This window comes from Pedobacter sp. JCM 36344 (assembly GCF_046546555.1).
Taxonomy (GTDB): Bacteria; Bacteroidota; Bacteroidia; order Sphingobacteriales; family Sphingobacteriaceae; genus Pedobacter.
In genome coordinates this window covers 60,811-80,767 of record NZ_JBKHKK010000013.1, presented here as the reverse complement: position 1 = coordinate 80,767, position 19,957 = coordinate 60,811, and the positions used below count along the sequence as shown (strand labels likewise).

Annotated in this window: 18 protein-coding genes; 9 read left to right on the top strand and 9 right to left on the bottom strand. The window is 40.2% G+C overall.

Annotated features, from left to right (window positions below; all coding sequences use genetic code 11):
• Positions 1-8: 8 nt before the first annotated feature.
• Complete coding sequence (locus ACHFIZ_RS13395; RefSeq protein WP_410886672.1) at positions 9-2,060, bottom strand: beta-L-arabinofuranosidase domain-containing protein; 2,052 nt, start codon at positions 2,058-2,060, stop codon at positions 9-11.
• An 8-nt stretch (positions 2,061-2,068) separates the two neighbouring features.
• On the bottom strand, positions 2,069-3,925 hold the full coding sequence (locus ACHFIZ_RS13390) for a glycoside hydrolase family 2 protein (RefSeq protein ID WP_410886670.1): 1,857 nt from the start codon (positions 3,923-3,925) through the stop codon (positions 2,069-2,071).
• Between the two features lie 144 nt (positions 3,926-4,069).
• Here ACHFIZ_RS13390 and ACHFIZ_RS13385 point away from each other — a divergent pair, with 144 nt between their 5' ends.
• The 3 genes from ACHFIZ_RS13385 to ACHFIZ_RS13375 all read left to right on the top strand — a co-directional run bounded on the left by ACHFIZ_RS13385 (position 4,070) and on the right by ACHFIZ_RS13375 (position 8,290).
• The gene (locus tag ACHFIZ_RS13385; RefSeq protein WP_410886668.1) at positions 4,070-6,922 is read left to right on the top strand and encodes a two-component regulator propeller domain-containing protein; all 2,853 of its coding nucleotides are present in this window, start codon (positions 4,070-4,072) and stop codon (positions 6,920-6,922) included.
• Between the two features lie 184 nt (positions 6,923-7,106).
• Positions 7,107-7,274 carry a hypothetical protein gene (locus ACHFIZ_RS13380; protein WP_410886666.1) on the top strand — a complete coding sequence of 56 codons (168 nt, stop codon included), beginning with the start codon at positions 7,107-7,109 and terminating at the stop codon, positions 7,272-7,274.
• A gap of 557 nt (positions 7,275-7,831) precedes the next feature.
• Positions 7,832-8,290, top strand: a complete 459-nt coding sequence (locus tag ACHFIZ_RS13375; RefSeq protein WP_410886664.1) for a ferritin-like domain-containing protein — start codon at positions 7,832-7,834, stop codon at positions 8,288-8,290.
• A gap of 34 nt (positions 8,291-8,324) precedes the next feature.
• Here the strand turns inward: ACHFIZ_RS13375 and ACHFIZ_RS13370 are convergent, their stop codons facing one another.
• On the bottom strand, positions 8,325-8,504 hold the full coding sequence (locus tag ACHFIZ_RS13370) for a hypothetical protein (RefSeq protein WP_410886662.1): 180 nt from the start codon (positions 8,502-8,504) through the stop codon (positions 8,325-8,327).
• An 80-nt stretch (positions 8,505-8,584) separates the two neighbouring features.
• Between ACHFIZ_RS13370 and ACHFIZ_RS13365 the strand changes: the two genes are divergently transcribed.
• Positions 8,585-8,710 carry a hypothetical protein gene (locus tag ACHFIZ_RS13365; protein WP_410886660.1) on the top strand — a complete coding sequence of 42 codons (126 nt, stop codon included), beginning with the start codon at positions 8,585-8,587 and terminating at the stop codon, positions 8,708-8,710.
• A gap of 23 nt (positions 8,711-8,733) precedes the next feature.
• On the opposite strand, the gene ACHFIZ_RS13360 is transcribed toward ACHFIZ_RS13365, so the two are convergent.
• On the bottom strand, positions 8,734-9,075 hold the full coding sequence (locus ACHFIZ_RS13360) for a hypothetical protein (protein WP_410886658.1): 342 nt from the start codon (positions 9,073-9,075) through the stop codon (positions 8,734-8,736).
• A 725-nt stretch (positions 9,076-9,800) separates the two neighbouring features.
• Between ACHFIZ_RS13360 and ACHFIZ_RS13355 the strand changes: the two genes are divergently transcribed.
• Positions 9,801-10,661 carry an NAD(P)-dependent oxidoreductase gene (locus tag ACHFIZ_RS13355; protein WP_410886656.1) on the top strand — a complete coding sequence of 287 codons (861 nt, stop codon included), beginning with the start codon at positions 9,801-9,803 and terminating at the stop codon, positions 10,659-10,661.
• 103 nt (positions 10,662-10,764) lie between these two features.
• On the opposite strand, the gene ACHFIZ_RS13350 is transcribed toward ACHFIZ_RS13355, so the two are convergent.
• Positions 10,765-11,217 carry a rhodanese-like domain-containing protein gene (locus ACHFIZ_RS13350; protein ID WP_410886654.1) on the bottom strand — a complete coding sequence of 151 codons (453 nt, stop codon included), beginning with the start codon at positions 11,215-11,217 and terminating at the stop codon, positions 10,765-10,767.
• 85 nt (positions 11,218-11,302) lie between these two features.
• Between ACHFIZ_RS13350 and ACHFIZ_RS13345 the strand changes: the two genes are divergently transcribed.
• Positions 11,303-12,652, top strand: coding sequence for a Gfo/Idh/MocA family protein (locus tag ACHFIZ_RS13345; protein WP_410886652.1), 1,350 nt, complete (start codon positions 11,303-11,305; stop codon positions 12,650-12,652).
• Here ACHFIZ_RS13345 and ACHFIZ_RS13340 read toward each other — a convergent pair.
• Together ACHFIZ_RS13340 and ACHFIZ_RS13335 are read right to left on the bottom strand one after the other, a co-directional pair.
• Positions 12,649-13,698, bottom strand: a complete 1,050-nt coding sequence (locus ACHFIZ_RS13340) for a phosphotransferase enzyme family protein (RefSeq protein ID WP_410886650.1) — start codon at positions 13,696-13,698, stop codon at positions 12,649-12,651. The two genes, ACHFIZ_RS13345 and ACHFIZ_RS13340, sit on opposite strands and share 4 nt — an antisense overlap.
• Before the next feature lie 76 nt (positions 13,699-13,774).
• Positions 13,775-14,158 carry a response regulator transcription factor gene (locus tag ACHFIZ_RS13335; RefSeq protein WP_410886648.1) on the bottom strand — a complete coding sequence of 128 codons (384 nt, stop codon included), beginning with the start codon at positions 14,156-14,158 and terminating at the stop codon, positions 13,775-13,777.
• A gap of 120 nt (positions 14,159-14,278) precedes the next feature.
• Here ACHFIZ_RS13335 and ACHFIZ_RS13330 point away from each other — a divergent pair, with 120 nt between their 5' ends.
• Positions 14,279-14,815 (top strand): pyridoxamine 5'-phosphate oxidase family protein, encoded by a 537-nt coding sequence (locus ACHFIZ_RS13330; RefSeq protein WP_410886646.1) that lies wholly within the window; start codon positions 14,279-14,281, stop codon positions 14,813-14,815.
• A gap of 356 nt (positions 14,816-15,171) precedes the next feature.
• Positions 15,172-17,334: a GH92 family glycosyl hydrolase gene (locus tag ACHFIZ_RS13325; protein ID WP_410886644.1), complete on the top strand. Its 2,163-nt coding sequence runs from the start codon at positions 15,172-15,174 to the stop codon at positions 17,332-17,334.
• Here the strand turns inward: ACHFIZ_RS13325 and ACHFIZ_RS13320 are convergent, their stop codons facing one another.
• Entirely contained in the window at positions 17,335-18,528 is a 1,194-nt protein-coding gene (locus ACHFIZ_RS13320) for an MFS transporter (protein WP_410886642.1), read from the bottom strand.
• 69 nt (positions 18,529-18,597) lie between these two features.
• On the opposite strand from ACHFIZ_RS13320, the gene ACHFIZ_RS13315 reads away from it, so the two are divergent.
• Positions 18,598-19,347 carry a DUF1080 domain-containing protein gene (locus ACHFIZ_RS13315; protein WP_410886640.1) on the top strand — a complete coding sequence of 250 codons (750 nt, stop codon included), beginning with the start codon at positions 18,598-18,600 and terminating at the stop codon, positions 19,345-19,347.
• Here the strand turns inward: ACHFIZ_RS13315 and ACHFIZ_RS13310 are convergent.
• The gene (locus tag ACHFIZ_RS13310) at positions 19,344-19,814 is read right to left on the bottom strand and encodes a hypothetical protein (protein ID WP_410886638.1); all 471 of its coding nucleotides are present in this window, start codon (positions 19,812-19,814) and stop codon (positions 19,344-19,346) included. The genes ACHFIZ_RS13315 and ACHFIZ_RS13310 overlap by 4 nt on opposite strands.
• Between the last annotated feature and the right edge of the window lie 143 nt (positions 19,815-19,957).

The following is a 19,957-nucleotide window of genomic DNA, read 5'->3' as shown; positions in this document are numbered from 1 at the left end:
TTTACTTCTTATTTTATGACTGGAAAGGCTGAAATTCTTAGTCTCGCACCACCCATTGGAACAAGTGTAAGTGCCGTCTCCGACTCCGAATTGCTGATTGGACTGGTCGGCAGGATGTCTACCAGACCAAATTTGTCTATTTTCCATTCTGGAATCAATTTCCCTTTGGCCTTTAACTCAATCGGTGCATTGCCATTAGTAAATGGATTACCATCTTTTGGCCATGATTTCTTTACAACTGTAAAGGAACGCTCAGGATTTAATTTGTCTAACACTAATCCGTAATTCCAGGCTGAAGTCGGGTGGATCTCGTAAGATGGCCATTTCTTCGGGTCAGCACCTTGCTGCCATTGTGAATCGCCAATAGCAGTTTCTTTGCTGTCTTTCATAATGTAGTTCTCCGCTATCTTTAAGGAATAGGTAAGGGGACCGTAGTTTACGCTTACACTATTTTTGTTCTTTTTCCATTCCCTAATTTCAATTGCCATAGGTAGTTTTAGCGTTACTTGATCTCCGTTTTTCCAAAGGTTTGTCAACTTGATATATCCTTCAGTCGCCGCTACTTTTACAGGTTTGTCATTGACCATCACTACTGCATCCTTGCACCAGGCCGGAACGCGGAGGTATAAAGGGAAGTTCACAACTTTCGGTGTATTGATTCGGATATTTACTTGATCTTCAAATGGGTACTTGGTTGTCTGATGAAGGGTAACCTCAACACCGCTGCCCACTTTCACCTTTACTGAACTTTCTGCATAAAGGGTAGCAGCAATGCCGTTGTCGGGAGTGGCCATCCAGGTGTTTTCAGCATAATAAACCCAACCTGCCGCATGGTTATGCTGGCAACATCTGGAGCTGAAAGGGTTCATCATCAAAAATGGGCCTGAGTTGTCGATACCAGGGTTATGGTTTTTAGCATCGCTAATCACCATGTTGGGTGCAGTTAAATACCTCAGCGCTTTGTAGTCTGGTGTAAACGCAGCAGAAAAAGTATTAAAAGCTACATCCTCACAGTTTTCCGCCCAGTAGGTATCACCGGTAATGCCCAACATCATTTGATCTGAGGTCATCTGTTCTACCATTCCGCAAGTTTCTACTGCCTGTCTGGGATCGTCATATCCTTTCCTGGAGTTCTCGTCGCCACCAAACATACCGCCCGGAACTTGTCCGTAAATATTCCTAATCAACAACTGGTTATTATAGCTCGCTTTAAGGTCTTGCTCATTATGGCTTTGTAGATAATAGGTTCCAGGTTCTCTGAAACATTGAGCGATATTTACGTTGTGCCAGTTGGGCAGGTTGTCCGACTGTCTCCAGTTGGCGGTATTCTTGTCCATCTTTGTAGCTAGGTCCAGTAAAAACTTGTCGCCAGTACGGTTGTAAAGCCAGTAAATGCTCACGATATTATCGCCACCTCTGCTATTTTCCCAATAATCTTCCAGCAGAAGTTCGTCAGGTATAGTTAGTTGCCATTTGAAGTATTTTGTCATCAGGACAATGACTTTTGGATCTTTGCTGTATTCGTAGTAGGATTGCAGGCACCAAAGCATGGGCATGTTTGTCCATAAGTCTCTTTTGCCTTTGCCTTTTTCTATTATAGGCCCAAAGTCTCCGCTTTCACGTTGATTCTTCAAAACTGCGTCGATCCAAAATTTTGTTTCCGCAAGCATTTTAGGGTCTTTAAGCATATAGCCGATGTTGGCATATCCTTTTAACCAGTAGGGAAGTTCTTCCCAGCCATGCTTTCCTTTCCCATCTTTATTTAACCAGGCATTATCATCTTTGGATAGCCAGATGCTGATCTCGCCAAGGTTTCCAGTAAGACCGTCTTTCTGTAAAACGAGTACGTTCTTAAGCCAGCCACCAGGTGTGATGCTTCCTACCGGTAATTTGATGAAATGGTTCTTTAACAATGGGGCTTTATTGCCGACGTAAAAAGCGTTGGTAGCCGTGTTATCGGTGTTTCTTACAGCGATACCAGCGGGTGTTTGTGCCGTAACATTTAAGACCTGCATTCCTATTATCAGGAATGAAGCCAGCATTTTATTTTTTGTCACCATCTTAATGCTTATTTCAGCTCTACTAATGATTTGTTGTATAGTTTATTTGTAACGCCTTTCAGCCTTTCTACCGGTACTTTAATCACTTTTCTGTCGTACGTCATGAATCCGTTGGTCTCATTCTCTACATCAGTTGTTTGTGTGTAAACAGCTGCAGATAAGCCTTTTTTGATGAGACCTTCCATAGTCACCATGAATGATGCATATTTATCGAACAGTTCGTCGGCCGTCTTAAATGTCTGGTAACCCCAGTTTTTATCTTGCAACCACGTATGGTCTTTAATAGGGAGGCCTAGTCCGCCAAATTCTCCTAAAACAATTGCATGTGTCGGGCCGAATAAATCTGGTCTCGGCATTTCAGGATTTGGATAGTGGTGCAAATCAACAATGTCTCCAGTGATTACGTGATTACCACCGCTCGCGCTGTTCACCAGGCGTGAAGGGTCTTTCTGTTTAGTCCATTCTGCAATTTCTTTAGTCTTAAATTGTCCCCATGCTTCGTTAAACGGTGTCCAAACAACTATACTTGGAAAGTTATAGAGGTCATCCATGATCTTATTCCATTCTTTACGGTAAATCTCCTCAGACGCTAGAGTACGGTTTTTATCAGTTCCGCCCATTTGTCCAAGGTTTGGTTCCCATCGGTTACCCAAGTCACCACTCGGCATATCCTGCCAAACCAGTATTCCTAATTTATCACAGTTGTAATACCAAAGAGCCGGTTCTACTTTAATGTGTTTACGGATCATATTGAAGCCCATCTCTTTCGTTTTGATGATATCAAATATCAATGCCTCGGTTGTGGGAGCGGTATACAAACCGTCTGGCCACCATCCCTGATCTAATGGGCCGTATTGAAATACAAATTCGTTGTTTAATAACATTCTTTGCGTACCGTTTTTATCAGGTCCAATTGATGATTTGCGCATCGCAAAGTAGCTACCGATCTCATCCACAACTTTACCGTTTCGAATAATTGCTACTTTTAGATCGTAAAGGAAAGGAGTGTTCGGCGACCATAATTTAGGGTTTGGAACGCTTAAAGCTGCTGTCTCGGTCGCTGTCACTTGTGCCTCGCCAACTTTAACGCTGCCATCAAACGCAGTGATTCTTAACATATCTCCAGTTTGAGCACTTTCCAAGATTGCTGATACAGAAATTGTTTTAGCATCTATATCTGGCGTTTGTTTAGTTGAAGCAATGTAGGTTTTAGCTACTCCTTCCAACCATACGGTTTGCCAAATCCCTGATACTGGGGTGTACCAGATACCTTCAGGTTTCATTAATTGTTTACCTCTTGGTTGCGGACCGCCGTCTGTTGGATCCCAAACGCTTAATACCAATTCCTGCTTGCCACCCTTCTTAATGAATGCAGTGATGTCGAACGAGAATGGATCGAATCCGCCTTCGTGGGTGCCTACTTTAATGCCGTTTAACCAGAGGTCTGTTTTCCAGTCTACCGCACCAAAATGTAACAATACGCTGTTCTTCATGTTAGATGGTATTACGAAAGAAGTCTTGTACCAAAGCAGGTTGTCTTTAGTTATGCTTTTGCCAACTCCTGAAAGGGAAGACTCTACTGCAAAGGGAACCAAAATTTTTCCCTGATAGGCTTTTGGAGCAGCTTCATCTTTAGTTGTGATTGCATAATCCCAAAGACCATTCAGGTTTTTCCAGTTGTTTTTTCTCACCAAATGTGGTCGTGGATACTCTGGAAGGGGACTTGCAGGATTTAACTTTTCTGCCCAGGGAGTAGAAATTTTTCCAGCTACAGGTTTCCAGGTTTGAGCTTGTGTACCTGTCGTCAGCGAAACTGACAATGTTTGTGCGACACATAATCCAATAAAATAGGATACTAATTTCATAAAATGTTATTTGGTTAATAAAGTGTGTTCTTATGGCTGATGGCCATAATTGTTAATCCAAAGTAAGCGATTACGATTTTACAAATCGGCTCAAATGTTAGGCAATTTGTCTCAATATGATAGGAATATGCTAATTTGGTGCCGGTGAAATGCTTGCTTAGACTTTTATTGCTCCTGGTGCTGCTAACTACTAAAGTTAGCAGTCAGTCCTACGATTTCCGTCATTATCAGGTAGAGCAAGGACTATCCTACAATTCTGTTTTCAGCATCCTTCAGGATTCAAAAGGTTTCATGTGGTTTGCAACCAAGGACGGGTTGAATCGCTTTGATGGATATAATTTTAAGATCTTTAGGAATGATCCATTGGATAGTACTTCCATTGGAAGTAATGTGAATTTTTGCTTGTACGAAGACCCACAGCAGACGCTCTGGGTTGGCACATCCAAGGGTTTGTATCAGTACAACGATACATTACAACGTTTTACACTTATCTCTGGAACGCGCAATAAGTACATCATTGATATCATGGGCGATAAACAGGGGCATATTTATCTACTATTTGATGGACAAGTTCATAGCTTCAACAAGAAAACAAAGGAGTTAAAACTCTTTTCGGAAAAACAGGATTTTAGGGTTTCTTCTATGTTATTAAACGTCGACAATTCCCTTTGGGTTTCTACAAGTGAGGGGTATTTGAAGCAATATGTTACTGGATATGATAACTTTAGGTCCTTTAACTTATTTAATCACTCCAAGTCGGTGAATGGACATTGGATAGATCGCATCTACCTCACAAAACGCAATTCCATTCTGGTTGGGACTTCCCATCAAGGGGTAAAATTATTCGATCTGAAAAGTCTGAAATATAAAGATATCTTAACTTACAATCCCGATCAGACGGCAGTATTCGCAAAAGAATTCATTCATTATGAAGGTGATGTGTACTGGTTTGCCACAGAATCAGGAATCTTTGTTTATGATCTTTCGACTGGGAAATATACCCAACAAAAAAAGGATCACGACAATCCTTATGCTTTGTCAGACAATGCAGTCTACACTTTCGCAAGGGACAAAGAGGGTGGTGTGTGGGCTGGCACCTATTTTGGTGGTGTAAACTACTATCCTAAGCCATTCACTGCCTTCGAGAAATTTTTCCCTGGAAGCGGCAGGTTTCCAATTAGTGGAAACGCGGTGCGGGAAATTACTTCCGATAAATATGGTAACCTTTGGGTTGCGACTGAAGATGCTGGTTTGAATAAGATCAGTTCTGCAGGCAAAATCCAGCAATTTATGCCCGGCCCTGGTGAATACAGTATAGCCCATACTAATATTCACGGAATTCTGGCAATAGATAATGAGCTCTGGATAGGAACTTATGAGCAAGGATTAGATGTTTTAGACATCCCGACTGGCAAAGTAATCAGGCATTATGATAAAGGAACTGGACCGACTGATATCAAGAGCAATTTTGTAGAATCTATCTATAAAACGAAAAATGGACTGATACTTTTGGGAACTTCAAATGGTTTGGTAAGTTTTAACCGTAAAGCAAATAGCTTTCTTCCTGTCGGGGGTTTCCCCCCGAACTTTCATTACATGAGTCTTTTGGAAGATGCCTCTGGTACAATTTGGGGTGGGACGATCGGCAATGGTCTTCATTATTATAATCCAATTACCAAGGAGCAAGGAGAATACAGGATGGTTTCTGGTGATGAGGGAAATATAAGCGATAATTTCATCAACTCATTGTTTATTGACCGGGAAAATACGCTTTGGGTAACTACAGAAAACGGACTCAATAAGCTTGATTCTAAAAGCAAATCTTTTAGTAAATACGGAACAAAGGATGGCTTTCCCAGTAATGTGTTTTACAGGATTGAACAGGATATAAACGGTATGCTTTGGGTAAGTACGGCAAAAGGCTTGGTTTCATTTGATCCTAAAGCCGTTAAACAACGAATTAAGGTTTATACGAAGGCTAGTGGGCTTCTAAGCGATCAGTTTAACTATAAATCTTCATACCTTGATACTAAGGGCAAACTGTATTTTGGAAGTGTGACTGGGATGATAGCTTTCAATCCCTCCTCATTCACTACAAATACTTTAAGTCCGAATGTTTATATTACAGGTTTCCAGGTATTTAATAAGGAGATTTCGATTGACGGTTCCATTTTAACTAAATCTATTACTTATTCTGATCAAGTCGAATTGGATTATGATCAATCTACGTTTAGTATCGACTTCGCCGCATTAGCTTACACCGATTACGAAACCGCCCAGTACGAGTTCAAATTAGAAGGTTTAGATAAAGGCTATACCCATTTGGATAAGAACAGGAGAGTCTTTTATACGAAATTGTCGCCCGGGACTTACTTGTTTATTGTTCTTGCTGCTAATAGTAGTGGCATTTGGAGCAAGGAGCCAACAAAACTGGTAATTGTTATTTCCCCGCCTTTTTGGAAAACCTATTTGGCTTATGCATTATATGTTTTCAGTTTAGCTGTAATGACTTGGTTTGGTATTCGATATTTGGATAAGAGACGGCTGGCAGCGAATAAGCGTAAAGTCGAAGCGCTGGAGTATCAAAAGGAACGTGAGATTTATCAGGCAAAGGCAGATTCGTTCACGCATTTGATAACTATCACGCAGTCAAAACCGGATCAGGTACTGCTGAATAAACTTAATGATTTTATATTGGACCATCTTTCGGATACAAGTATGGACGTAGATCAGCTGGCAGAAAGCTTGAATATGAGTAGGGCTACGTTTTACAGGAAGGTTAAAGCCATATCCAATTTAACGCCAAATGAGTTGATCAATATCACGCGTCTGAAAAAGGCTGCTGAACTGCTAATACATTCTGATTTAAAAATACAACAAATCGCGAGTGAGACTGGGTTTAGCTCACAAGCACAATTCGGTCGGTCATTTGCGAAGCAGTTTGGAATGTCACCCTCAGAATATGCGCAAAACACACTTCCGCAAACTGAGATATGAGGTTAAGCTTTAATTTGACCATTAACTTTATGAGGAGAATTAAATTATACTGATTAAACGTAATGTGGCGAAAAGTATAGATAGAGGATCGATGCAGTACTTTAACCATTCTGCGATGTATGAATCAATCTTTGAAGAGTCAGTTAACGAAGGAAACAACCAGAGTCATCTGTAAAAGATCCTGATGTTACTGCGCTCACAAACTGGTCATGATTTTACTTTATATAAGCAGAATACCATCACTCGCAGGATAGAAAGGAGAATCGCCTTACATCAACTGCCAGATTATCTCTATTACGTAAACTACATTTGGAAACATCGAACATGGAAGGACTGGATTTTGCTTCTCTAACGTCGTTTTTGAAGTTTCTCCTGATCGCCTTGAGCGCTATTTTGTAAAGAAAAATAATGAGTATGTGGATATGACTGTTGAAGCTCTCAGTAAAGAGGTTCAATTGTATGTTTTTAGATTGGCTCAGGAACTCCTTAACAATTGGTTAAAACATCCCCAGGCTACAGAATACATAGCCCATGTTAAAAATACTTCTGGCAGAAGATCATAATGTAGTTAGAAATGGTATAAAGATGCTTTTGGAAACTGAAAGTAGCATTCAGGTCGTTGGATAAATGGTCAACGGTTTAATTTGCTAAACAAACTAATCAGTAGCGTCGGCCTTAATCAGGATGCTGCATTCAATGAAGGAGACTTTTCATGAAGGGGGGTATTAAAGTAGCAATCAATCTTTATGATGACTTTTGAAGAATACCTTGGACAATTTGAGTCGGTTTGATGTTTAATTATTAGCTTTTTTATTATTTAAATGTTAAAAGCTACGGAAAGAATCAAGATGAAAAACTATTCTGCAGCTAAGAAGTTTTATAATGTATCCAACATTAATCTAACAAAACATGGAAAATAGTAAAGAGATAATCAACGATCTGGAAGGATTGATAAATATCTGCAACGATGGTAAAGAAGGGTATGATCATGCAAGTAAAGCTACCGAGAGTATTGAACTTCAGGGTGTGTTTTTAAAACTTTCAGCACAACGCGTAAGTTATGCTCAGGAATTGAAGGATCACATATCAGTTCATGGAGGTGATTCCCATAACAATGATGGTGGCGTCATGGGCTCATTACATAGAACCTGGATGGATTTTAAGCAAATATTTACCAGTAAAGATGATGTAGCTATATTAGGTGCAATTGATACTGGTGAACAGGCTGCTATAGAAAAGTATGATCGATGTATCATAGATTATCCTTCTCATGAGGATCATTTAGAAATGCTTAAAAAGCAGCGGTTCGGAATAGCCGAAGCGCTAAGGGAAATACAAGCGCTAAAAGCTCAGTTCGAGAAAAGGTAAGGGTGCCGCGCTTCATGGAACGGCAGCGAAGGGTCTAAAGGAATTCTTCGCCCTGATCTTTATTTAAACCAATTTCCGAATTGTTGACATTTAAGTCGGATGAGGCATCCTTCTCCATTTCGGTTTCTGCTACTGCTTCATCCCTTTCAATATTATCCTGGTCTGAGGGTACTTCTTTGTCTTCAACTACCGGTTTATCTTTTGGTGGGGTCATTATCAGTAATTTATTGTTAATTTGAATTTTAAAACAAAATTACAGCTTGAAGGTTTTTTATAGTATAAACTATCAATATCATGGCTGAGAAAAAAGCAGATAAAGACCCTTGTTGGAAAAACCACAAACAGGTAGGGATGAAACATAAAGACGGCAAACAGGTTCCAAACTGCGTCCCTAAAGAATCGAAGTTAAAAAAGAAATAACGTTAAGATTTTTTGTTATTGGATCAATTCAGAAATGCTTCCACAGCGACCTGCACTTCCGAGGGTATTTCTCTGTTAGATTGATTCTTTAAATTATGAAGACCTGAATTAAATTTCTCTATGAAAGTCCCCTCGTCTTTGTTGATTTTCAAATATCCCTGATCAAAAAACCGCTCTTCAACATTGTCGGAAGAATCCATGGAGCGGAACGACAGTAATGATACTTGGAATGAGAACTTATCGACCTGCAACCATTTATAAACATCAGAGATATCAGCATCTTCGGACAAATCGGTGCGCTTAATTTCAAGGATACTCAAGCTTCCATTTTCAAGGTAGTACAGTGTTTTAAAAGCAGGTTTCATAAGTTCGGTTGGTGGAAAGTTTTCAATAATAGTGGTCAATGGATATAAATCAAAGTTTGTGCCGTATTTGGAATTTAAATACCCATTTAGAATATTTCACAGTGATGATTAAGAAGCTACCTATTATTTCGCTGTTTACCTCTTTCTCATCATTTACGCAACAAGAAATACCGCGTTATCCAAAAGTTATTCCGAATTCTTAGATAATTGAAAACTTGAAGATTAGGACACCGAATGGTAGAGTGGACAGCTCGACCAATTATTAGGTTATATTTTGGATGAAAAGCATGAACTTCCTACCTTGGCAGAAAAATCATTCCAGATGAAACCAATGAAAAAAATGTTTCCTGCAATTTTAACGATCGCGTTTTTAACCGCCTGTTCAAACGGTAGTGATCGAAGTCGTACGCGACATCAATTTACACTGTGAGAGATATAGGCGAAAACCCTGTTGCCATAATTCAGCAAATTTGTGTCACTTCATCGGCATTCAAAACCACTGATGGGATAGGTGTTTCCTCCGCATTGGAAGCAATACAAAAAAGTATTCCATTACAAAACTCACCGACGTTACTGATGGTGAAGTAGTGTTGGAAATATATGATAGATTGACAGGTATTGCGTTTGAGACTGATAGCAAAGGAATTTGTAGGGCAGTTATTATTCACCGGGCTAATGAAGGATTAAAAACAACTTCTCTGTCGTTACGTTAAAAAAAAATATATATGACAAAATTAACAATAGGATGGATTGGGCTTGGGACGATGGGTATTCCTATGGCAAACTCACTAATAAAAAGTGGTTATGAATTAACCGTTTATAACAGAAATCCAGATAAAGCGCAAACATTGCAAGATCAAGGAGCCGTTCTTGCAGGTAGTCCAGCTGAGTTGATGTCTAAGGTGGACATCGTTATCATCATGGTGACGGACGACAAAGCAATAAATGAAATCTTTGAAGGAGCAAATGGTTTGCTCTCAAGTCAAAACCAGGGAAAAACGATCATTAATATGAGTACTGTGTCTCCTGGAATTAGCATTCATATGCAGGCGCTTTGCAGTCAGCAAGGCAATCATTACCTGGATGCTCCTGTTTCAGGAAGTGTAAAGCAAGCTACGGAAGCCACATTGGTTATTATTGCTGGTGGGGACGCCCAGGTCTTTGAAAAAGTTAAGCCTGTTCTGGAAACCATTGGAAAACTCGCCATTCGTTTTGGAGATGTTGCTGCCGGAAACCGTGTTAAGTTGATTGTGAATACCTTCCTTGCCATTCAGGCTCAGGCATTGGCAGAGGCAATGCGTTTTGCGGAGGATTTGCAAGTAGATAAGTCTGAATTGATGAATGTCTTAAACAACAGTGCGTTGGCAAGTCCCTTTATAAAAATTAAAGGTGAGGCTATTGTGAGAGGTAATTTTAAGCCAGCATTTAGCTTGAATAATATTGTCAAGGACTTAAAGCTTGCGGAAGATATCGGCCTAAATTATCCTTTAGGTAAGACGGCCCTAGATAGCTACCAGTCTGCGGCTTCCAACCACGGCTTAGAAGATATTATCGGTATCTTCAACGCTTTGAAGAACGCTAATTGACATTTGCTGATGTTGTTTTGCTTGCGAAGCAGCGGTATATCAAAAAGTGGATCGCTGATATTGCCGTTAAGCGGTACATTACGAAGAATTAGTAAGAGTGGGACTAGAATTGCTTCTCAGCCAACTGGAATCCTTTGCCTATCCAATCTGTTTTAAGATTAGTGGGCAAATTTAGTAGGTATGCCTTCTGGATGCGGGCATCTTTTATCGCTCGAAATGCAGGGCGAATGTTGGGACATTTATCCATTGGACAGCATCCACAATAGATCACAACCGTTTTATCTTTCGAAATTCCTTTGATGGCTTTCTTAAAAAGTTCAAGCTTTTCTTGTTTGCTTGCTGCTCCTATGTGTGTGGCACCCTCAATATCTTCTGCCACCCCGATATTGTAGACCAACACCTTTCCGGTCTTCATCATGGTAACTAACGCCGCAGGTTGAAGGAGCTGAGTTGTTGACCATGGGTTACTTTGCAATGTAGCTGCAGGTTGCTGACTGAATGCGTTTAAGCCAGCCATGGTAATTAATAGGGTAAGTAATAACAGTTTGGATTTCATGGCGATTTAATTTATACGTAAAGTTATAAAAAACTAATGGAAGTCAGGAATTGGATTTATTTCTAAAAAATGGTATTATTGATTTATGGAACGCAGAACATTCATCAAACAGGGATCGGTTGCTACAGCCGGATTTTCAATTTTACCAACTGGAAGGTTATTCGCCGTAGATAACGGAAAAGTAAGATTGGGTTATATTGGAGTAGGCGCAAGAGGAATGAGTCATATTTCTGAGGGCGTACTCAGGGATGATGTAGAAGTTGTTGCGATTTGTGACACCCAGGAAAACTCTCTGAGCATATGCAGATCCTTTATTGCTAAAAATGGGCGACCTGCTGCCAAGGAATATACTGGGGGTTTGGACGCCTTTAAGAAGTTGCTGGATAGGAAGGATCTTGATGCGGTAATTATTGCCACACCATGGCAGTTCCATAAAGATCAGGCTATATATGCTATGAATGCTGGCAAGTATGTTGGTTGTGAAGTCATCGCAGGACTAACTGTAGCCGACCACTGGGACATTGTTAATACTTCTGAAAAAACCAAGATGCCTTACATGACGTTGGAAAATGTTTGTTATAGACGAGATGTTATGGCGGCTTTGAATATGGTACGTAAAGGGTTGTTTGGTGAACTTCTACATTTAGAAGGTGGTTACCAGCACAATCTTAGACAAGTTCTTTTTAACGATGGAAAGAAATATTACGGTGGTGGAGTAGAGTTTGGGCCTAAAGCCGTAAGTGAGGCGCAATGGCGAACTCAGTTTAATGTTGATCAGGACGGTGATCTATATCCAACGCATGGAGCAGGTCCAATTCTGCAGTATGCAAACATCAATAGAGGTAATAGCTTTACTAATCTTGTTTCGTTTAGTTCCAAAGCCAGGGGGCTTGCAGCCTATGTGGAAGAGCTATCTCCGGGACATCCGAATGCCAAGATAAACTACAAGAACGGTGATATCACTACTACCATGATTAACTGTGCAAATGGAGAAACTGTTTTGTTAAGTCATGATACCCATTTGCCGAGGCCTTATTCTCTTGGATTTAGGGTGCAGGGAACAAATGGAATCTGGATGGATGTCAACAAGTCAGTTTACATAGAAAAGCAGGCTAAAAATAACGATGTATGGGATCCTGCACAAGAATGGTTCGATAAGTACGATCACCCGCTTTGGAAAAAGTACGAGAAAGAAGCTGTAAGCGCAGGACATGGTGGAATGGATTGGTTTGTGTTTAACGGCTTTGTCGAGGCAGTTAAACAAAAGAAACAAACACCAATTGACGTCTACGATTCCGTAACTATGAGTGTGATCACGCCTTTATCTACCAAGTCTCTTAAAGAAGGCAATATGCCGCAGAAGTTCCCGGATTTTACAAAGGGTAAATGGAAGGATAGAAAGAATACCTTTGCGTTGGATGACAGCGGATTCTAGATAAACTCCAATTCCAAATCCATATAGCGCTGGAGTAATTTTATTTGATTTCCAGCACGCTTGAGGTTATGTAACGGATATTTGATTGGGTAGTAAACATCTCCATTCAGAAAATCTGTCAAGAACCTAACAGCTTGCATATAGATCATAAATCTACCGCTGTATAAGAATAGTTCTCGTTCCACCGCGGTCATTTCTTCGCCCATTTCTTCCAGGTATCCCCTGCAGATCTGGTTAAAAACTTCTTTTCTAACAGTGATCATATCGAAATCCTGTTCTTCCTCGGTAGATTCGGATAGGTAGGTACGCATCATATCGCCAACGTCACTAATAAAGAATCCAGGCATCACCGTGTCTAAATCTATCACACAAAGCCCATTATCGTTATGATCAAATAATACGTTGCTGATTTTTGTGTCGTGATGAATTATTCTTAGCGGTATGAGTTTCTCTTCAACAATTTGATTATAGCGAAAAGCAATATCCATATAGTTTTTAACCTTATGAATTTCTGAGGTTGCCAGCGTGATCCGTTCTTCTTGGGCGTTTTCTAAGGCTTTATTGAACTGTGTTACACGTAGATCGAGGTTATGAAAATTTTCTAATGGGTAGGCAAAGTTATCGGTTTTCAAATCTTTGAGGAGCCTACTGAACTTTGCGAACTGCTTTGCAGCCTGATAGGCTTGACCCGCTGAAGTAACTGAATCTAACGTATATGAACCAGAGATGAAAGGTTGAACTCTATATACTTCATCATTGTGGGCGACCGATATGCGCCCGTCGAGTGTAACTGTTGGTCCAGCGAAAATATATTCTGGATTGCTTTCACTTAGATATGTTTTTATCAATGAAAGGTTATGGTCGATACGTTCTGGAGATTTAAAAACGTTGGTATTGATTCGCTGTAATATATAGGTGCCAGTAATGCTGTTCACTTTCCATGTGCAGTTGATTAATCCTGTGCCGAAAGGAGTTATTTGATCTGGCTCTGCTGAGACGCCATATTGATCGAGAACGTATTGAAGCGCGTTGCTATGAATCATCATCGAGTAGTCCGGTTACCAGTCGTTTCTTCTCGTTCGTAGTTTTCAATGTGACTTTCCATGTATCAGGGAGCTAAGTTTATGCGGCAGGCAGAAATTCATTTACACGATTTAAAATTACGAAAAGATCAAAAGGTTTAGCAATGAAGCTGTTGGCACAAGACTTACTTCTTTCAAATTCTGAAGGAAGGTGTGCTGACATCAGAAGAACAGGCTTTTCCTTGTAACAACTATCATGTTTAATTTCAGAACAGATCTCCAATCCGTCCCCGTCCGGAAGCATAACATCAAGGAGAAAAAGATCAGGAACTTTTAAAAGTAGACGGGTGTGGAAAGCTGCCGAGGTTTCGAAAAGCTCCACATCGAAACCCTCATCGCTTAAAAAATATTGGAGTATGAAACCAATATCTTTATTGTCTTCCACAATATAAATGCTCTTTTTTTTCATAATAATGTAAATCATAGGTAGATGATTTAGTCAAGCTAATGACCCTTACAGCGTAACAAACGTTGTGCCGAGAATCCTACAAACATTTGCAAGAAATCATTGTTAGATTATGGCACCAACACAACACATATTATTATGGACAGCATTAATCAAAATCAACCGGAAGAGAACAAAGAAAACTTGAGTGCCCAGGGTGCCTGGAAGAAGATCAAAGACCAGATTCAAGAATCTGATACCTGCTTCTTCTGTACAGAGCCAGCAACGGGTCCCTCTGCAGGGGTTAGACCAATGAGTATTCAGCAGGCCGATGAAGAAGGCAATCTATGGATAATGATAGCGAACGACAGTCATACTTATCAGGAAGTGTTATTAGATTCAAGAGTTAAGCTTTACTTTCAGGGATCTAAACATGCAGACTTTTTGTATTTAACTGCAGATGCTACAATTCACAACAATGAGGCGAAAATCAAAGAGTTGTGGAATCCTATCTTAAAAACATGGTTTACAGAAGGAGAGGATGATCCAAGGATTGCCTTACTTAAAGTAGTTCCGTCAAATGGATATTACTGGGATAATAAACATGGTAACTTTGTTGCGGGTGTAAAAATGATGTTAGGAGCTGCAATTGGCAAAACCTTAGATGATTCAATTGAAGGTAAGTTGAAAGTCTAAAACTTGTAGAAACTTACTGGGGCGGGATGATTGCAAAAGGTGCGGATACTTTTTGGGAAGCTTATGATACTGATAACGATAAACTTTCTCCGTACAACTTCTTTCCGATCAATAGTTATTGTCATGCCTGAAGTTGTACTCCAGTGTATTTTATACGAAAATGCCCTGAAATCTTTCAAAAATAGTCAGTGAACCTTTTTAAATTAACAAAGGTTTACGAGACTAGGTTATCATGGAAGCAACTTACCAGTCTGTAGCTTGAAGGTAAGCCAGTTAAGCTTAAATAATAAAGATTTAGGGAATATTTTGTGCAAAGATTCTATATTTACGATATACACAAAATATTTTTTGAATTAATGAAACAAATCAACCAACCACAAAAACTAGTTACTCTAATTATCTTACTTTTTACACTGGCCAGCTATTCTTACGGTCAGAAAATAGGTAAGTACACGAAATACGTAAATACCTTCGTCGGTACAGCGCCACTAACCGATCCGAAGATATTGGGCTATGAATTGCCGAAGGGATGGCGTTCCTGGGCGGGTTTGACCTTTCCAGGCAGTTCCCTTCCAAACGCCATGGTCCAATTAAGTCCGATGACAGAATATGGGTCCGGTGCTGGTTATGAGTACGAAGATGATATGATTTATGGCTTTACGCATACCAACAAAGGCCACTGGAACTTATGTAATATTCCATTGTTACCGCTATCCAATCCTGAAGCGAAGTTCGGTTCTAAGTTTTCTCATCAGAATGAAAGCTCATCACCTGGTTTTTATCAGGTTTATTTAGAGGATTACAAAGTGAACGTAAGCCTAACTTCAACCTTGAGATGCGGATTCCATAAGTATGAATACAAAAATAATACTGATAGACAAATCCTTTTCGATCTTGCAAGAGCTAACAATAGAGTAGGCAATTGGACTATAGAGCAGGAGGGGAAAAACGTTTTGAAAGGCTTTCAGCAAGCTGGAGGGAAGATCTATTTCTATGCAGTTTTGAATACTCCTGTAGATAGATTGGAAAGAAAAGAGGAGGGTAAGCAAAATGGATACGCGATAGCGCATCTTGCTAATGGCTCGACTGGAGCTGTCGAGGTTAAGATAGGTCTTTCCTTCGTAAGTGTCGAAAATGCAAAACTCAATCTGGAAGCAGAGATAGCCGGTAAAACCTTTGACCAGGTTCGCACGGAGGCAAATGAGACTTGGGAAACCTTGCTATCATCCATCCAGGTAAAAGGTGGAACCGAAAAGCAAAAGGGAATGCTTTACTCTTGCTTATATCGCTCGTTCTTGTGGCCTGCACTTCGGAGTGATGTAAATGGTGAGTTCACAGACGCTAAGCAAAATGTTTCAAAGGGGGATTTCAACTATTACACAGAACCCTCATTGTGGGATACTTATCGTAACAAGGATGTTTTACTGGGTCTGATTTCACCAAAAGTTACACTTGATGTGATCAAGTCGATGAAAGATGTCGGCGATAAAACAGGATTCATCCCAACATTTTTTCATGGTGATCATGGTGCGTCATCGATAGCCGGAGCGTATTTGAGAGGGATTGATGGCTTTGATGTTAAAGGCACTTACAATATCCTCCTGCGAAATGCGAATATTTCGCCGGGAGCAAGGCCACATATAGACGAGTACATTGCGAAAGGATTTATCTCTGATCCTGACGTTGCCAGCCCAAATGTGGAGACAAAAGCTAATGCTGGTGTTTCCAAAACTTTAGAGTATTCTTACGATGATTATTCCCTTGCGCAGATCGCTAAAAAACTGGGTGATAGTGCAAACTACAAATCACTTATGGCAAGATCTCAGAATTACAAAAACATGTTTGATCCTGCAACAAGATTCATGAGGGGTAGATTGGCAAATGGAGACTGGATAAAGCCATTTAACCCTCAATATCCTTACTATGAATATATGTATAGGGAGGCAAATGCGTGGCAAGTTTCATTTTTTGCCCCTCATGATATGCCAGGTTTAATTAAATTGTACGGGGGTCCGACAGGTTTCGAATCCAAACTAGACTCCTTATTTACTTTGCCATGGAACCCAAAATACATTGCCAGGAACGTGGAAACCATGATAGGACAATATTGCCATGGAAATCAGCCTGACCATGAGGCACCATTTGCGTACTATTTTATCAATAAACCGGAGAAGTCCCAAAAAATCCTTGACAATATTTTGAATAACCTTTATGGGATCGGTAAGGAAGGATTAGCGCTTTCAGGAATGGATGATGCCGGCGAGATGTCGGCCTGGTATGTATTCAGCGCTCTTGGCTTATATACATTCTCTGCTACCGATCCTGAGTATCTGGTAACTGCGCCGCTGTTTGACGAAGTGAAATGGAGATCAAGCAATGGAAAGATGATCACGATCAAAAAGCCGGGAAAAGGGAGAGCGATTACTTCGATCAAGGTTGATGGTAAATTGAATAAAGGATATTTTGTGTCTCATGATCTGTTTAAAAACGGGGGTACTATAGATATTGCCACAAAATAATTAGTCGGCGTTAGTTGTTTTTCCTGCGCTTTTAATCGCATAAGATATCCCGACAAGGAGCAGCAGCGTGGCCGTGAACCCCATTGCTACATCCAGTGAATAGTGAAAGGCAATAAAGCCTAGTAAAGCAGGTCCCGCCAACTGGCCCGTATAACCCATTACGCTAACCACAGGGATTGAGACCGAAGCAGGAACGTTTTTTAAACGTCCTGCTTCGCTAAAAAAGATAGGAACTATGTTAGCTGCGCCCACCCCAAGCAGCACAAAGCCTAGAAGTATAATTGGTAACCAAGTACTGAAAACTACCAAAAAAAGTCCACCGGAAGCGACCAGCGCTCCAGTAATAACTACTATTCGACCATCGAGTTTCATAATTATTTTATCCCCTAGAAGTCGCATCACTGCCATGGCTATGGAAAAGGCTGCATACCCAATGCCTGCGAATTCAGGATCAATACCCCGGTTTTCCCGTAAAAAAAGGGCACTCCAATCCAGCATAGATCCCTCGGATAAGAATACCGCAAAACACATCAACCCTAGGAAAAGCAGGCTTCCTGTTAACCAAGAGAACCTTTGTGGAGGACCTTCTGTTTTTTTAGGAGTAAATTTGGCCATCACTTCTTTTTCCATTGCTAACGTAAATAGGTTCCTGTAATTTATTATAGCGATGAACAGCAATGCTCCTGAAATAGAAAGGATTGCTAACAGAGCGGGCAGACCTAATTTGATTAGAAAGCCAAGTCCTAAAGAACCGAGTAAACCACCGACACTAAAGAGTCCATGGAAGGAAGACATAATAGGCTTGCCATGCTTATTTTGAACCTGCACCGCATGGGCGTTCATCGCTACATCGATCGCACCAACGGCAGCACCGAAACCAAACAGCGCAATTCCCATCCAAAAAATCGAGTTTATGAAGAGGAGTAGTGGTAAGAGAACTGCAATCAGGATGGCTGACCAAAGCATCACGATTCTGCTGCCGAACTTATGGGACAGTATTCCTGTAACCGGCATCATCGCAATAGCACCACCGCCAAGCAAGAGCAATAGAAGTCCAAGGTTTGCATCGTTCAATGCGAGTCGTTCTTTTGCATAAGGTACCATTGGTGCCCAGCTTGATATGCCTATTCCACAAACTAAGAACATGGCTTTTGTAGCCACTTTTGCTGCTATGGTTTTATTTGATGCTTCCAATGCATTAAAGGTAAAATATATCGAGGTACTTGCGAATGCTTAATTGCTTTTATCGCATAATATGAATTAATGCTGGTAAACCAGGTAACTTCTGGTGTCAATGAATTTATCGCTAATTTTCTTACTTTAGTAAACCATATGAAACAAATTCTTTTACTCCTTACTTTATTTCCCTGCGTATTCGTGAATGCGCAAATAAACAAAATAAAACCTATTTTCAATGGGAAAGATTTGGAAGGCTGGACTAAGTTTCTACAAAAACAAGGCGTTAATAGAGATCCGCAAAATGTCTTTAAAATAGAAGACGGTGTACTTCATGTTTCAGGTCAGGATTTTGGATACATTGCCACAAAGAAAAGCTATAAAAATTTTCATCTTTCACTGGAATTTAAATGGGGTGAGAAGAAATATCCACCTCGCGAACACGATAAAAGAGATGCAGGGGTGTGTTACAACGTAGAAATACTGAAGGATAAAATCTGGCCTAAATCTGTAGAATGTCAAATCCAAGAGGGTGATGTTGGCGATCTATGGCTAGTTGACAGTGTCACCGCTTTTGTTGACGGTATAAAAACAGAACCTAAGGACTACGCTACAGTAATGAAAATAAGAGATGGCGAGCGGAGTCATGGGGAATGGAATAAAGTGGAAATCATCTCTAAAAATGGCAAATTTAATTTTATCGTCAACGGTGTTTTGGTGAATGAAGGTGAATATGTCAGCCTAAATAGCGGTCGCATTTTACTTCAATCCGAAGGTGCTGAAATTTTTTATAGAGACATTAAAATCGAAGAATATCCTGATTTGGTTATCAATTAACCATTGACTTGTTTCAATACCAGGTTAGCCAATACCAGAAATATCACATAAGCCGCGATATTTGTCACAATAACCCTTGCGTATTTTGTGCTCATGTTGTTGTCACTTCTAAATGCCTGAAAATTGAATATGGTGGCTGCTATACCCAATGCGCCACCCACAGCCCCACCTACAAAAACGAGTAATACTGGAAGTGCTCCAAGTACAAACTGATACCACTCTAACTTTTTTGCTACTAAATGTTTCCGACCGTCGATTACTAATGTAGGCGCGAAATCCGGAAAGGTAGATTTTGGAAAGCCTTTCACGATACCACTCGTGGTAGGTATCAGGAATGGCTGACCTTTTTCTGTAGACTGCTTCAGTAATTTTCCATCCATGGATAAGTATGACCTCCCAGTCAGAACAGAAGATTCTAATTCAAATGTGGAGTTGGGGTAGTTGTCGATCGTAAATTTGTATTTCAATTTGTTGTGTGGTTTAATGGTTCCCAATTTAACGGATATAAATTGAATCCCGAAATTACAGAATTGTCCAGCGCCATCATGAAGGTAGCTTCAAACATTTTACATTTCTAAAAAATTTTTGAATACTAATGACATTAGTATAG